Genomic DNA, 14,289 nt, shown 5'->3' with positions numbered 1-14,289 from the left:
CGCCAGCGGCGCCACCCTGGTCAATGGCAGCAACGGCGGCCTGGCGAGCAACTACAGCATCAGCAATCCCATGGGCCTGAGCGCCGATATCAGCGCCAAAACCCTGAACGTCACTGGCATCACCGCGGGCAACAAGGTCTACGACGCCGCCACTGGCGCGGTGCTGAACCTGGCGGGTGCCGGTTTCAACGGCTTGGTGAGCGGTGACGATGTGTCTGTGCTCTCGGCCATCGGTAATTTCAGCGACAAAAACGCGGCCACCGGCAAAACCGTGAATATCAGCGATATCACCCTGGCCGGTATGGACCTGGGCAACTATCAGGTCAGCCGCACGGCAGCCACTACGGCCGATATCACCAAGGCGGTGCTGAACGTCACCGTGGGCGATACGAGGGTCGCGCAAGGCCAAACCCCCGTGTTCGATGTTGCCTATGACGGGCTGCTCGGCACTGACAGCGTGGCTTCAGACCTGAGCGGCAGCCTGCTGTTCAGCGCACCCTCGAGTGCTAGCGCCGGTGAGTATCAGGTCAGTGCTTCGGGCCTGTCTGCCACCAACTACCAGATCGCTTACATCGATGGCCTGCTGACGGTGGATGCACCGCCGTTGGCGCCGCTGCAAACCGTGGTCGAAGTCGTCGAGCCATTGCGCAATCTGCCCAAGCCGACACAGGCCCCGGTACCCAGCGGGCTGCACCTGCCCAATGATCTCTATACCCTCGTTGACCAAGGCTTACGCCTTCCAGAAGGACTCTGATTCATGCGTCTGCGTTTAAACCCGATTGCGCTTGCCTTGCTCACCGCGACAGGTGGGATGGCCCACGCTGAAATCGCCCCGGATGCCGGGCAGTCGATGCGTGAAATCCAGAGCCAGCCACTGAGCCTGCCGCCCAAACAGACCCTGGAATTGAACCTGCCTGCGGCGCCGGACACCACGGCGAAAGTCACCGGGCCGACGTTGCAGGTCAATGGCTTTACGATTACCGGCAACACGGTGATTGCCGACGATCAATTGCTGGCGCTGCTGGTCGACCTGCAAAACCGTGTGGTCAGCCTCGGTGAATTGCAGGCCGGTGCAGCGCGTATCACTGCGTTGTATCGCCAGCAGGGCTACCCGCTGGCCCGTGCTTACTTACCGGCGCAAGAAATCGACAAGGGCGTGGTGAGCATCAGCGTACTGGAAGGGCAATACGGCCAGGTCAGGATCAACAACCAATCCCGTGTGCGCGATGGCGTGCTACAGGCGCCGCTGTCGGCACTGGACCCGGGGGACGCCGTACGTGCTGCGCCGCTGGAACGCGGTTTGCTGTTGCTGCAGCAGACCCCTGGCGTGGCCGTCCAATCCACCCTGCAACCCGGCGCGGTGGTGGGCGCCACTGACCTAGTGGTGGATGTCAAGGATGCGCCGCTGGTTTCTGGCCAGGTGGACCTGGACAACTACGGCAACCGGTTCACCGGCGAGTATCGCCTGGGCGGGACATTGAACCTGGCCAGCCCCTTGGGCCTGGGCGATCAGGCCAGCGTGCGGGTGATGGGCAGCGACGAGGACCAGCACTACTACCGCGCGGCTTATCAACTGCCGGTCGGCCCGTGGTCGACCCAGGTGGGCGTGGCCTATTCGGACATGGACTACCAACTGGCCAAGGACTTCGACGAACTGGATGCCAAGGGCAATGCGCGGATTGCCAGCGTGTTCGTCCAGCAGCCGCTGATTCGCAGCCGCGCCTTCAGCCTGAATGCGCAGCTGCAATACGACCACAAACACCTGCGCGACGACATCGACCTCTACGATTCAAGCAGCAAGAAACAGGCGCGGGTAGTGACTGCCAGCGTGGACGGTAACCTGCGCGATAACCTGCTGGGCGGTGGCGTCAGTGCGTTCTCCCTGGCCTGGAGCGAAGGCAGCCTGAACCTGGACGGGGCCTTCGACAAACTGTTCGATGGCTTGACCGCAAAAACCGCCGGGCGCTTCCAGAAGATCAACCCTAGCGTGGTGCGCCTGCAACGCTTGAGTGAGCGTTTTAGCCTGTATGGGCAGGTGCAGGGCCAGTGGGCGGACGGCAACCTCGACTCATCGGAGAAGATCAGCCTGGGCGGCGCCTATGGCGTGCGGGCCTATCCCCAGGGCGAGGCATCGGGTGACCAGGGGTATGTGGCCAATCTGGAACTGCGCTATGCGTTGACTGAACAGTGGAACCTGCTGACCTTTGTCGATCACGGTTCGGTGCGCTTGAACAAAGACACATGGTCGGACGGGGAAAACCACCGCAGCCTCTCGGCGACCGGCGTGGGCGCCAACTGGAGTGCTTCGGGCTGGCGCCTGAGTACTGTTGCGGCCTGGCGGGTCGGCAATGCGGACCCGCAAAGTGACGTATCGCGCACGCCACGGGTGTGGGCACAGGTGAGTAAAGCCTTCTAGGCCAAAGCCTCTGCAAACACAGGATAAATCGCCCCCTGCAGGAGCCGGCTTGCCGGCGATGGCGGCCGAATTGGCTGCGCAGGACCCAAGGCCCTCATCGCCGACAGGAGTTAGCGGTCCCAGGTGGTGGGGCAGTCCTTGCAGCCTTCCATATTGGCATCCTGGAAATTGGCATAGTGCTGGCGGGTGCCGGTGAGGGTGGCCTGTTCCAGGTTGCTTTCACCGAACTTGGCTTCTTGCAGGTTGGCATCGCTGAGGTCGGCACCTTGCAGGTCAGCCTTGCTCAGCCAGGTCATTTCCAGGTCCGCCGCACGCAGGTTGGCTTTGTGCAGTTTGGCCCCGGACAATCGCGCAAATTGCAGGTTGGCGGCGCTGAGGTTGGCGTTTTCAAATTGCGCGCCTTGGGCAAACATGCCCCAGCCTTGTACGGCCATCAGCGTCGCGCCGGTGAAGTCGGCCAGGCGCAGGTTGGCTTGTTGCAGGCTGGCGCGGGTCAGGTTGGCGCCTTGCAGTTGGGCTTTTTCCAGGTTGGCCAGGTCGAGGTTGGCGTGGCGCAGGTCGGCCTCGCGCAGGTCGGCGCCGGCCAGGTTCATTTTGCTCAAGTCCTGGTTACGCAGGTTGGCGCCCTTGAGGCTGGCGCCGGGGCATTGGCTGTGGGGGGCGATGGTGCAGCCGTTGATGACCAGGGGTTGGTCGTCGCCGTCGTCGGCGTGGGCGATGGGTAAAGCCAGGAGTAGCACGAGGGGTAGGTAGTTCATGGCAAGACCTTGAGGGAAGGGGCTTTGGGTGGAGGGGCCGCTGCGCGGCCCAACGGAGGACCAGCCCCCTCGCCACGGACAGCGCCCCTCGCCCTGGAGTGGATTATTTTTGGGCGGTCTTGTTATCCCAGCTTGGGATCTTGAACACCCAGAACGATCCGCCTTGCGCCACCGGCTTGGTCAGCTCGGCCATGTCGCCGCCCCACAACGGCACCGCGCCGCCGTAGCCTACGGTCACGCCGATGTACTGCTCGCCATCCTGTTCCCAGGTGATCGGCGGGGAGACGATGCCGCTGCCGGTCTGGAACTTCCACAGCTCCTTGCCGGTTTTCGCGTCGAAGGCCTTGAAGAACCCGTCACCCGTGCCGGTAAACACCAGGTTGCCCTTGGTCGCCAGTACGCCAGCCCACAGCGGCAGGGCTTCCTTGTGCTCCCACACCACCTTGCCGGTGGTGGGGTTCATCGCCCGCAGGGTGCCGACGTGGTCGTCATACATGCGCTTGATACGGAAGCCCATGCCCAGGTACGCCGAGCCTTTTTTGTAGTTGACCTCCTCGGTCCAGTATTCCTCTTTCCACTGGTTGCCCGGGATGTAGAACAGGCCTGTGTCCTGGCTGTAGGCCATGGGGTTCCAGTTCTTGCCACCGAGGAACGGCGGCGAGACTTCCACCGACTTGCCCTTGGTTTCACCCGGCAATGGCTTGGCCGGACGCTGGCCTTCGTTTTCTACCGGGCGCCCGGTCTTCAGGTCGATATGGCTGGCCCAGGTGATGTTGTCGACAAACGGGAAGGCGTTCTGCAGCTTGCCGTTGTTGCGGTCCACCACGTAGAAGAACCCGTTGCGGTCGGCGTGGCCGGTGGCCTTGACCACTTTGCCGTCCTTGTCCTTGTAGTCGAACAGCACCAGCTCATTGTTGCCGGAGAAGTCCCAGGCATCGTTTGGCGTGTGCTGGTAGAACCATTTCACTTCGCCGGTGCTTGGGTCGACGCCGACCTGGCCTGAGGTGTAGAGGCTATCGAAGTCGTGGGGATTGCCGTCCTTGGAGGTCCGCGCCCAGGTGTTCCACGGGCCGGGGTTGCCGGCGCCGACGATGATGGTGTTGGTCTCGGCATCGAAACTGGCGCTCTGCCAAGGGGCACCACCACCGTGGCTCCAGGCCTCGACCTTGCCGGTTTCGGTGGTCGGATCATCCGGCCACGAAGGCGCTTTCACGTCGCCGGTGGTGGTGCTGTCCTTGCCATTGAGACGGCCCATGTGGCCCTCGACAAACGGACGCATCCACACCTCTTCGCCGGTGTCCGGGTCGCGGGCAAACAGTTGGCCGACCACGCCGAATTCATCACCGGAGCTGCCGTGGATCAGCAGGACCTTGCCGGTGACCTTGTCTTTGATCAGCACCGGGGCGCCGGTCATGGTGTAGCCGGCGGCGTGGTCACCGAATTTTTTGTTCCACACCACTTTGCCGGTGTTTTTGTCGAGGGCGATCAGGCGCGCATCGAGGGTGCCGAAGTAGATCTTGTCGCCGAAGATCGCCGCACCACGGTTAACCACGTCACAGCACGGGCGAATGTTGTCGGGCAGGCGGTGGTTGTAGGTCCACAGGCGCTTGCCGGTCTTGGCGTCGAGGGCGAAGACCCGGGAGTAGGAACCGGTGACGTAGACCACACCGTCGCTGACGATAGCCTGGGATTCCTGGCCGCGCTGCTTCTCATCGCCGAACGAGTAGGACCAGGCCGGCGTCAGCTTGAATACGTTTTTGTCGTTGACCTGGGCCAGCGGGCTCCAGCGCTGGGCATTGGTGCCCATGCCGTATTGCAGCACGTCCTTGGTGGTCAGGTGGTCGTTGGCAATGTCTTCCCAGGTGATGTTGCGAGTCTGCTTCGAAGGTTCGGTCGCAGCGAAGCTCGCCGCACTCAAGGACAGGCTGCCGACCAGCAGGAAAGCCTGCACGGCAAGGCTCAGCGGCGAGAGGGCGGGTAGCGATCTTATTGTCATGGTTGCAGTTCCCAGTGGAGGTTTTGGCCTGCACAGGTTGCTGCGTGGACGGGGCGCCCGGATACGGAAAATGTCCCGGTGTGGCCGGGACAATTTCCCGAACCGCATCTGATTTAGCAGTGCCTCGCAAGCCTTACTACCAAGGGAGTAGACCCCGGCCACCAAAGCAGCATACGGCCCTTGGCGAGGCGTTCCTAAGATGGTTGCCATAGCCTCTGCAAAGGGGTTTTGCGTGCAATCCTGAGGGAAAAACAATGACAACAAAACGCAACGCCTTGCTGCTGGCTGGCCTCTTGGCCGGCGTGATCGGTACAGGCTCCGTCTGGGCCCATGGCAACGTGACACCCACTGCCGTGGAAACCAAGGGACTGACGCCGGTCAAGGATGCCGGCGTGACACTGGATGCCGATGGTTGGGCGGCGGTGAACCCGTATCGCCAGTCGCCGCAGCGCGACAAGGCCGTGGAAGTCGGCGCTTCGGCCTACAACCAGAACTGCGCCGCGTGCCACGGCCTGGAAGCCAAGTCCGGTGGGATCGCGCCTGACCTGCGCATGCTTGATGAAGGCGATGCCGGGGACGAATGGTTTGTGGAGCGGGTGCGCCATGGCGCAGTGCGCGATGGCCGGGTGTATATGCCGAAGATGGCCGACTACCTGAGCCAGGAAGCCTTGTGGGCGGTGCGCACTTATCTTGATAGCGTGCACGTCGAGGAGTAAGCCATGGGCTGGCGCGCACATTGGCTGTTGGCTTGCTGGTTGCCACTGGCCGCCTACGGGATGGACCCCGGCAAAGACCCGGTGCCGTCGGTGATGTGGAGCTACTACCACAAGCAGTATCTGGACAACGCCCCGTTCGTCTTTGATGAGCGGGTCAAGTTGCTGGCGCCGCCATTTGCCGAGGACGCACGCCAGGTACCGCTGGAAATCGACGCTCGCGCCTTCAAGGACGAGGTGGTGAAAATCATCGCCTGGGCCGAACTCAATCCATTGCCGAAAATCGTCGATTTCCAGCCGGGCGAGGGTGTGTTGCCGTGGCTGGCGATCCGCATTCGGATCGAGCAGGCCACGCCGTTGCGCGCCGCCGTATTGACCAAGGATGGTCTGTGGCACGTCGGTTCGACCCTGATCGACGCCGCCGGCGGTGGCTGCACGGCACCCAGCGTGGTGCGCAGCCAGCCGGGTTGGGAAGAGCATTTGGGCGAAGTGTTGGGCGGTCGTTACCCACGCAGCGATTTCAGCCGGTTGCGCCTGCAAGTAGCGCACCCGATGGACAATGGCATGGTCAGCGGCATCCCTGAGTTCTATATCAACCATGCCGAATTGCGCGACGCCCAGGATCGGGTGCTGGCACGCCTGGAGTTGTTTGCGGCGGTCAGCGAGAACCCCGACCTGGCGTTTGACCTGCAAAGCCCAGGGCCAGTGCGCCTGGTGCTGCGCGACACCAGCGGCAGCCAATTCGAAGGGGCGCTCCCATGAAACTGCTGCTGTGGCTATTGCTCGGCCTGAGCCTGCCGGCGCTGGCTGATCTGGACTACGCCCTCAAGCCCCGGCAGATCGCCGCCGACACCTGGCTGCTGGAAGGCAGTACCGATAATTTCGCCAGGGACAACGGCGGCAATATCGTCAATGCCGGGTTTATCGTCACCGAAACCGGGGTAGTGGTGATCGACACCGGCCCGTCCCGGCGCTACGGCGAAGCCTTGCGCCAGGCGATTGCCACGGTCACTGACAAACCGGTGGTCCAGGTCCTGTTGACCCATCACCATCCCGACCATGTGTTGGGCAATCAGGCGTTCAAGGACGTGCCCATCGGCGCCCTGCAAGGCACTACCACGCTGCTGCGCGAGCAGGGCGACGCCATGGCGCAAAACATGTACCGCATGGTTGGCGACTGGATGCGTGGCACCGAAGTGCTGCTGCCGAGCCAAACCGTCACGCCGGGCGTGCAGACCTTTGGCAATCATCGTTTGCGCCTGTTGGCCTTGAGTGGGCACACGGGGGCCGATCTGGCGATTCTCGATGAAACAACCGGTGTGCTGTTTGCCGGCGACCTGGTGTTTTACCAGCGCGCCCTGACCACCCCCAATACCCCGGGCCTGTCGGTATGGCTGGCGGATATCGCCACCCTGCAAGGCCTGCCCTGGAAGGTGATCGTGCCCGGTCATGGCCCAGTGGCAATCGACACCCAACCCTTCGCGCAAATGCGTGACTACCTGGGCTGGCTCGACCAGCTCATGGCCACCGGTGCCGCCAACGGCAGCGCCATGGGCGAGATGATCCGCAGCCCCATCCCCGAACGTTTTGCGGCCATCAGCTTGAGCCGCTACGAACTGATCCGCAGTGTCAGCCACCTGTATCCCCGCTACGAACGCGGGCAGATGCAACGGATAGATCAATAACAACATCCCCCCCGAAAGAGGCCTCATCATGATCTACGCACAACCTGGCACCCCCGGCGCCATCGTCAGCTTCAAACCACGCTACGGTAACTTTATCGGTGGTGAGTTTGTGGCCCCGGTCAACGGTGAGTACTTCACCAACACCTCGCCCGTCACTGGGGAAGTGATCGCTGAATTCCCGCGCTCCAGCGCCGCCGATATCGACAAAGCCCTGGACGCTGCACATGCCGCTGCCGACGCCTGGGGCAAGACCTCGCCCCAGGATCGTTCCCTGGTGCTGTTGAAAATTGCCGACCGCATCGAGCAGCACCTGGAAGTCCTGGCCGTGACCGAGACCTGGGACAACGGCAAGGCCGTACGCGAGACCTTGAATGCCGACGTACCCTTGGCCGCCGACCACTTCCGCTACTTCGCCGGCTGCATCCGCGCCCAGGAAGGCGGCGCCGCCGAGATCAACGAGCTGACCACTGCCTATCACTTCCACGAGCCCCTGGGTGTGGTCGGGCAGATCATCCCGTGGAACTTCCCGCTGCTGATGGCCGCCTGGAAACTCGCCCCGGCCCTGGCCGCCGGCAACTGCATCGTGCTCAAACCGGCCGAGCAGACGCCGCTGTCGATCATGGTGTTTGCCGAGCTGATCGCCGACCTGTTGCCAGCGGGCGTGCTGAACATCGTCCAGGGCTTTGGCCGTGAAGCCGGTGAGGCCCTGGCTACCAGCAAGCGCATCGCCAAGATCGCCTTTACCGGCTCCACCCCGGTGGGCGCGCACATCATGCACGCGGCGGCCGAGAACATTATTCCGTCCACCGTCGAGCTGGGCGGCAAGTCACCGAATATCTTCTTTGAAGACATCATGCAGGCGGAACCAGCCTTTATCGAGAAAGCCGCCGAGGGCCTGGTGCTGGCGTTCTTCAACCAGGGTGAAGTGTGCACCTGCCCATCGCGGGCGCTGGTGCAAGAGTCGATCTACGAGCCGTTCATGGCCGAAGTGATGAAGAAGATCGTCAAGATCAAGCGTGGCAACCCGCTGGACACCGAGACCATGGTCGGCGCCCAGGCGTCCGAGCAGCAGTACGACAAGATCCTCTCGTACCTGACCATCGCCCAGGAGGAGGGCGCCGAACTGCTGGCCGGCGGTGCTGCCGAACATCTGGAGGGCGACCTGTCCAGCGGCTATTACATCCAGCCGACCCTGCTCAAGGGCCACAATAAAATGCGCGTGTTCCAGGAAGAAATCTTCGGCCCGGTGGTGGGCGTGACCACCTTCAAGGACGAAGCCGAAGCCCTGGCGATTGCCAACGACAGCGAATTTGGCCTGGGTGCTGGCCTGTGGACTCGCGATATCAACCGTGCCTACCGTATGGGCCGGGCGATCAAGGCCGGGCGTGTGTGGACCAACTGTTATCACCTGTATCCGGCGCATGCCGCGTTTGGCGGTTACAAGAAGTCCGGCGTGGGGCGTGAGAACCACAAGATGATGCTTGACCATTACCAGCAGACCAAGAACCTGCTGGTGAGCTACGACATTAATCCTTTGGGGTTCTTCTGATCTTCTGATTGAAATGCCAGCTTCCACCGTTTGATGGGTAGACAGCCTGACTGGTTGAAATGCAGTCAGGTGTGGGAGCTGGCTTGCCTGCGATGGCGGTGTATCAGTCGATAAATCTGTTGGCTGACCTGCCGTCATCGCAGGCAAGCCAGCTCCCACAGGGGAATGCAGCTTCGCGCTCTGGCGTTGCTGTTGCTCTGCTTTTGATCTGGCTTTTGATCTTGGGCGCCCCGTCAAACCACGCCTGCCTGCGGGCATGCCGACCCAAAAGCGCGATTTGCCTAAAGACTCCTGCCCATCGCAAGCAAGCCCCACCGTTTGCTCCACATACATCCACGACTAATGTCTGCCGCCGAGTCGTTCGAAAGTAGCATTCGCCCGCCAGCCCCCCCCATGCATTAATGAACCCACCGGACTCTCCCGGCATAACAAGAGGATCGCCCCCATGTGGACCAAACCCGCCTACACCGACCTGCGTATCGGCTTTGAAGTGACCATGTATTTCGCCAACCGCTGAAAGCGTTGCAGGAGCCGGCTTGCCGGCGATGGCGGCCGGATTGGCTCAGCGCTATCGCCGGCAAACCAGCGCCCACAAGGGATAAGGGTTAGCCCATTGGTCTGATTGCATTCGCCAGCGGATGCGTTAGTGTGGCCCGTATCTTCCAAAAACAATAAAAACAGGCTTACCAATGAGCCAGAGTCTCAGCCAACTGCGTAAATTCGTTTCCCCAGAAATCATCTTCGGCGCCGGCTCCCGGCACAATGTCGGCAATTACGCCAAGACCTTTGGTGCGCGCAAGGTCCTGGTGGTCAGCGACCCTGGCGTGGTCGCTGCCGGTTGGGTCGCGGATGTCGAGGCCAGCCTGCAGGCCCTGGGTATCGAGTACTGCCTGTACACCGCCGTCTCACCCAACCCGCGTGTCGAAGAAGTGATGCAGGGCGCCGAGGTGTACCGCGAGAACCATTGCGATGTGATCGTCGCCGTCGGCGGCGGTAGCCCCATGGACTGCGGCAAGGCCATCGGCATCGTGGTTGCCCATGGTCGCAGCATCCTTGAGTTCGAAGGGGTGGACACCATCCGCGTGCCCAGCCCGCCGTTGATCCTGATCCCGACCACCGCCGGCACCTCGGCCGATGTGTCGCAGTTCGTGATCATTTCCAATCAGCAGGAACGCATGAAGTTTTCCATCGTCAGCAAGGCGGTGGTGCCGGATGTGTCGTTGATCGACCCGGAAACCACTGCCAGCATGGACCCGTTCCTCTCGGCCTGTACCGGTATCGACGCGCTGGTGCATGCCATCGAGGCCTTTGTGTCCACCGGGCATGGCCCGCTGACCGACCCCCATGCGCTGGAGGCCATGCGCCTGATCAATGGAAACCTGGTGCAGATGATTGCCAACCCGAGTGATATCGCCCTGCGCGAGAAAATCATGCTGGGCAGCATGCAGGCCGGCCTGGCGTTCTCCAATGCGATCCTCGGTGCGGTGCATGCCATGTCCCATAGCCTGGGTGGCTTTCTCGATCTGCCCCATGGCCTGTGCAACGCGGTGCTGGTGGAGCATGTGGTGGCGTTCAACTACAACTCGGCACCGGAGCGCTTCAAGGTGATTGCCGAGACCTTCGGCATCGACTGCCGGGGCCTCAATCACCGGCAGATCTGCGGGCGGCTGGTGGAACACCTGATTGCGCTCAAGCATGCCATTGGCTTCCATGAAACCCTCGGCCTGCACGGGGTGCGCGTGGCGGATATTCCGTTCCTGTCGCAACACGCCATGCATGACCCGTGCATCCTGACCAACCCCCGGGAGTCGAGCCAGCGTGACGTCGAGGTCGTCTATGGCGAAGCTCTCTGACGATCAACAACGGGCCCTGGCCGGGCTGCTGGGATTGGGCGATCACTCGGCGCGCAAGAGTCACTACCCCGAGCTGACGGCGCGGCTGGATGAGTTGGAGGCCGAGCGCAAGCGCTACATCCGCCTCAACGACGAACTGGAGCAAAGGGTCGCCGCGCGCACCGATGAACTGCTTGAAGCCAACCACAACCTGCAACAGCAGATCGCCCGGCGCGAGCGTATCGAACAGGACCTGCGCGACGCCCGCGACGCGGCCCAGGCCGCCAACCGCAGCAAGGATAAATACCTCGCCGCCGCCAGCCACGACCTGCTGCAACCGCTGAACGCCGCACGCCTGCTGATCTCTACCCTACGCGAGCGGGAGCTGCCCAGTGTGGAGAAGGTTCTGGTGGAGCGCACCCACCAGGCCCTGGAAGGGGCAGAAGATCTGCTGGCGGACTTACTGGATATTTCCCGGCTCGACCAGGCGGCGGTCAAGCCGGATATTGCCCTGTATCGCCTCGACGAATTGCTGGCGCCGCTGGTCTCGGAGTTCCAGTCGGTGGCGGCGGCGGCCGGGTTGAACCTGCGGGTGCATATGGGCCGCTATGCGCTGCGCACCGACCTGCGCCTGCTGACGCGTATTCTGCGTAACTTCCTCAGCAATGCCTGCCGCTACACCGACCAGGGTTGCATCCTCCTGGGCGCGCGGCGTCGCGGGGATCGCTTGCGCCTGGAGGTCTGGGACACCGGGCGGGGGATTGCCGCCGACAGCCTGCAATCGATCTTTCTGGAGTTCAACCAACTGGACGTCGGCCGTGCGGCAGACCGCAAGGGCGTGGGGCTGGGGCTGGCGATTGTCGAACGTATCGCGAAGATTCTCGGCTGCCAGGTAGTCGTGCGCTCGTGGCCGGGGCGCGGCTCGATGTTCAGCATCGAGGTGCCGCTGTCGGAGGAAGTTCCGCTGCCCATCAGCCTCGCACCCCCCCAGGCCGGGGCCGGCAACCCTTTGCCGGGGCGGCGCCTGTTGGTGCTGGATAACGAAACCAGCATCCTGGAGAGCATGCGCGCCCTGCTCGGGCAATGGGGCTGCGAAGTGGTCACCGCCACCGATCAGGCCGCTGCATTGGTGGCGTTGCAGGGCAGGGCGCCGGAGCTGATCCTGGCGGATTACCACCTTGATCATGGCGTGGTCGGCTGCGAGGTGGTCAGGCAGTTGCGCGAGCATTTCGGCAGGAAAATCCCTGCAGTGATCATCACGGCCGACCGCACCGACCAGTGCCGACGCTCGTTGCAGCGCCTGGAAGCGCCGTTGCTCAACAAACCGGTCAAGCCGGGCAAGCTGCGGGCGGTGTTGAGCCAACTACTAGGCGCCGCGCCCGACACGACAGCCTAAATCTGGGAGCCCGCTCGCCACAACTGCGCTATCTGCCTGGATTTATGCGATGCAGCAAAGTTGTGTAGATACCGATGTTGCGATGAGGGTGGCTCAAAACTGCCTGTGCCTTGATACCTGTCAAGACCCGCCGCGACGCTTTGCCTCATGCTGCAGGCCTTGATTGTCATGGCCGACGGAGATTTCCATGAGTGCCCCCGCAACACCTGCTGTTTCTTTCAAGCTGCCCATGGGCCTGGTGATCGCCGTGCTGGTGATGATCGGCGTGCTGCTCTTGCCGCTGCCCGCCGACTTGCCGGTCGCCGGGCATCGGATGCTGGCGATCCTGGCCTTTGCCGTGGTGGTGTGGATTACCGAAGCGGTGTCCTACGAAGCCAGTGCGATCATGATTACTTCGTTGATGGCGTTCCTGCTGGGCACCGCGCCGTCCTTGCAGGACCCTACGCACCTGATCGGTTCCAGCCCGGCGATTAGCATGGCGCTCACCGGGTTTGCCAACCCGGCCCTGGCCCTGGTGGCCGGTGCGTTGTTTATTGCTGCGGCCATGACCCACACCGGCCTGGACCGGCGTATCGCCCTGGTCACCCTGACCCGGGTCGGCACCAGCACCCGCGGGATCCTGGTGGGCGCGATTGCCGTGACCATCCTGCTCAGCCTGGTGGTGCCCAGCGCCACGGCCCGCAGCGCTTGCGTGGTGCCGATCATGATGGGGGTGATTGCCGCGTTCGGCGTGGACAAACGCTCGAACATCGCCGCCGGGATCATGATTGTCGTGGCCCAGGGCACCAGTATCTGGAACGTCGGCATCCAGACCGCCGCGGCGCAGAACCTGTTGACCGTGGGCTTTATGGACAAGATGCTCGGCCAGCGCGTGTCGTGGATCGACTGGCTGATCGCCGGGGCGCCGTGGGCGCTGATCATGTCGGCAGTGCTGCTGTTCCTGGTGCTCAAATTGCTGCCACCGGAAAGCAACAGCATTCCTGGCGGCAAAGAGGCCGTGGCGCAGTCCCTGGTGGATATCGGCCCCATGACCGGGCCGCAGAAACGCTTGCTGACGGTCTCGGTCCTGCTGCTGCTGGCTTGGGCCACCGAAGGGCGTCTGCACAGCTTCGATACCACCTCCACTACCTACGCCGGCCTGGTGTTCCTGCTGCTGCCGGGTATCGGCGTGATGACCTGGAAGGACGTGCAATCGCGCATCCCCTGGGGCACGGTGATTGTATTCGGCGTGGGCATCAGCCTCGGCACGGCACTGCTGACCACCCAGGCCGGGCAGTGGCTGGGCGCGCAGGTGGTGGGGCACACCGGCCTGGATCAACTGGGGCCGCTGGGGGTGTTTGCAATCCTCGGCGCGTTCCTGATTGTGATCCACCTGGGCTTTGCCAGCGCCACCGCGCTGACCTCGGCGTTGCTGCCGATCCTGATTGCCGTACTGCAAACCCTGCCCGGTGATTTCAGCCGGCTGGGCATGACCATGTTGCTGGGGTTTGTGGTCAGTTATGGCTTTATCCTGCCGATCAACGCCCCGCAGAACATGGTGTGCCTGGGCACCGGCACCTTCACCGCGCGGCAGTTTGCCAAGGTGGGCTTGCTGGTGACCGTGATTGGCTACCTGTTGATGCTGGTCTTCGCCGCGACCTACTGGAGCTGGCTGGGCTGGATCTGAAAATCTGAATCCGACTCGCTGTGGGAGATGGCTTGTTGGATCGCTGCACCGCCGCGATAGCGGTGTGTCAATCGATAAATTTATTGGCTGACCTGCCGCCATCGCAGGCAAGCCAGCTCCCACAGGGGAATGCAGCTGCGCGCTCTGGCGTTGCTGTTGCTGTTGCTGTTGCTCTGTTTTTGATCTGGCTTTTGATCTTAGGCGCCCCGTTAAACCACGATGGCCGCAGGCAGGTATTGCGCAGTGGGCACCCCGGCAGGATGCCGGGGTAGCCGCGA

General features: G+C 62.7%; 12 protein-coding genes and 1 pseudogene. 10 read left to right on the top strand and 3 right to left on the bottom strand.

What is annotated here, in order from left to right:
- A partial coding sequence (locus BHC62_RS28660; RefSeq protein WP_218124035.1) for a YDG domain-containing protein occupies positions 1-754 on the top strand: 754 nt, incomplete at its 5' end.
- A gap of 3 nt (positions 755-757) precedes the next feature.
- Positions 758-2,416, top strand: coding sequence for a ShlB/FhaC/HecB family hemolysin secretion/activation protein (locus tag BHC62_RS23890; RefSeq protein WP_029298469.1), 1,659 nt, complete (start codon positions 758-760; stop codon positions 2,414-2,416).
- 110 nt (positions 2,417-2,526) lie between these two features.
- Here the strand turns inward: BHC62_RS23890 and BHC62_RS23885 are convergent, their stop codons facing one another.
- Positions 2,527-3,174, bottom strand: a complete 648-nt coding sequence (locus BHC62_RS23885) for a pentapeptide repeat-containing protein (RefSeq protein ID WP_070996386.1) — start codon at positions 3,172-3,174, stop codon at positions 2,527-2,529.
- 103 nt (positions 3,175-3,277) lie between these two features.
- Positions 3,278-5,170: a quinoprotein ethanol dehydrogenase gene (gene exaA, locus BHC62_RS23880; RefSeq protein ID WP_029298465.1), complete on the bottom strand. Its 1,893-nt coding sequence runs from the start codon at positions 5,168-5,170 to the stop codon at positions 3,278-3,280.
- Positions 5,171-5,424: 254 nt separating this feature from the next.
- On the opposite strand from exaA, the gene pedF reads away from it, so the two are divergent.
- The 8 genes from pedF (at position 5,425) to BHC62_RS23845 (ending at position 14,011) form a co-directional block, all read left to right on the top strand.
- On the top strand, positions 5,425-5,886 hold the full coding sequence (gene pedF, locus BHC62_RS23875; protein WP_029298463.1) for a cytochrome c-550 PedF: 462 nt from the start codon (positions 5,425-5,427) through the stop codon (positions 5,884-5,886).
- 3 nt (positions 5,887-5,889) lie between these two features.
- Positions 5,890-6,645, top strand: a complete 756-nt coding sequence (locus BHC62_RS23870; protein ID WP_029298461.1) for a quinoprotein dehydrogenase-associated SoxYZ-like carrier — start codon at positions 5,890-5,892, stop codon at positions 6,643-6,645.
- A complete protein-coding gene (locus BHC62_RS23865) occupies positions 6,642-7,568 on the top strand; it encodes a quinoprotein relay system zinc metallohydrolase 1 (RefSeq protein WP_070996385.1) in 927 nt (308 codons plus the stop codon). The genes BHC62_RS23870 and BHC62_RS23865 overlap by 4 nt, the downstream gene beginning before the upstream one ends.
- Before the next feature lie 28 nt (positions 7,569-7,596).
- On the top strand, positions 7,597-9,117 hold the full coding sequence (locus tag BHC62_RS23860; protein ID WP_029298457.1) for an aldehyde dehydrogenase family protein: 1,521 nt from the start codon (positions 7,597-7,599) through the stop codon (positions 9,115-9,117).
- A 445-nt stretch (positions 9,118-9,562) separates the two neighbouring features.
- The gene (gene pqqA, locus BHC62_RS27585) at positions 9,563-9,634 is read left to right on the top strand and encodes a pyrroloquinoline quinone precursor peptide PqqA (RefSeq protein WP_003243383.1); all 72 of its coding nucleotides are present in this window, start codon (positions 9,563-9,565) and stop codon (positions 9,632-9,634) included.
- A gap of 172 nt (positions 9,635-9,806) precedes the next feature.
- The gene (gene ercA / locus BHC62_RS23855; RefSeq protein ID WP_029298454.1) at positions 9,807-10,970 is read left to right on the top strand and encodes an alcohol dehydrogenase-like regulatory protein ErcA; all 1,164 of its coding nucleotides are present in this window, start codon (positions 9,807-9,809) and stop codon (positions 10,968-10,970) included.
- Positions 10,954-12,345 carry a hybrid sensor histidine kinase/response regulator gene (locus BHC62_RS23850; protein ID WP_070996384.1) on the top strand — a complete coding sequence of 464 codons (1,392 nt, stop codon included), beginning with the start codon at positions 10,954-10,956 and terminating at the stop codon, positions 12,343-12,345. The genes ercA and BHC62_RS23850 overlap by 17 nt, the downstream gene beginning before the upstream one ends.
- Before the next feature lie 187 nt (positions 12,346-12,532).
- Positions 12,533-14,011, top strand: coding sequence for a DASS family sodium-coupled anion symporter (locus tag BHC62_RS23845; RefSeq protein ID WP_070996383.1), 1,479 nt, complete (start codon positions 12,533-12,535; stop codon positions 14,009-14,011).
- A 67-nt stretch (positions 14,012-14,078) separates the two neighbouring features.
- Here the strand turns inward: BHC62_RS23845 and BHC62_RS28765 are convergent.
- Positions 14,079-14,289, bottom strand: a pseudogene (locus BHC62_RS28765) (hypothetical protein); the annotation flags it as partial.

The sequence above is a fragment of the Pseudomonas sp. 06C 126 genome (genome assembly GCF_001855215.1).
GTDB classification, from domain to species: Bacteria; Pseudomonadota; Gammaproteobacteria; order Pseudomonadales; family Pseudomonadaceae; genus Aquipseudomonas; species Aquipseudomonas proteolytica.
The sequence above is the reverse complement of the archived record's forward strand: the minus strand, read 5'-3'. Positions and strand labels throughout refer to the sequence as shown.

Excerpts from the sequence above, each read along its gene's own strand:
- BHC62_RS23890 (WP_029298469.1), top strand. The coding sequence starts at position 758 with ATGCGTCTGCGTTTAAACCCGATTGCGCTTGCCTTGCTCACCGCGACA.
- BHC62_RS23885 (WP_070996386.1), bottom strand. The coding sequence starts at position 3,174 with ATGAACTACCTACCCCTCGTGCTACTCCTGGCTTTACCCATCGCCCAC.
- exaA (WP_029298465.1), bottom strand. The coding sequence starts at position 5,170 with ATGACAATAAGATCGCTACCCGCCCTCTCGCCGCTGAGCCTTGCCGTG.
- pedF (WP_029298463.1), top strand. The coding sequence starts at position 5,425 with ATGACAACAAAACGCAACGCCTTGCTGCTGGCTGGCCTCTTGGCCGGC.
- BHC62_RS23870 (WP_029298461.1), top strand. The coding sequence starts at position 5,890 with ATGGGCTGGCGCGCACATTGGCTGTTGGCTTGCTGGTTGCCACTGGCC.
- BHC62_RS23865 (WP_070996385.1), top strand. The coding sequence starts at position 6,642 with ATGAAACTGCTGCTGTGGCTATTGCTCGGCCTGAGCCTGCCGGCGCTG.
- BHC62_RS23860 (WP_029298457.1), top strand. The coding sequence starts at position 7,597 with ATGATCTACGCACAACCTGGCACCCCCGGCGCCATCGTCAGCTTCAAA.
- ercA (WP_029298454.1), top strand. The coding sequence starts at position 9,807 with ATGAGCCAGAGTCTCAGCCAACTGCGTAAATTCGTTTCCCCAGAAATC.
- BHC62_RS23850 (WP_070996384.1), top strand. The coding sequence starts at position 10,954 with ATGGCGAAGCTCTCTGACGATCAACAACGGGCCCTGGCCGGGCTGCTG.
- BHC62_RS23845 (WP_070996383.1), top strand. The coding sequence starts at position 12,533 with ATGAGTGCCCCCGCAACACCTGCTGTTTCTTTCAAGCTGCCCATGGGC.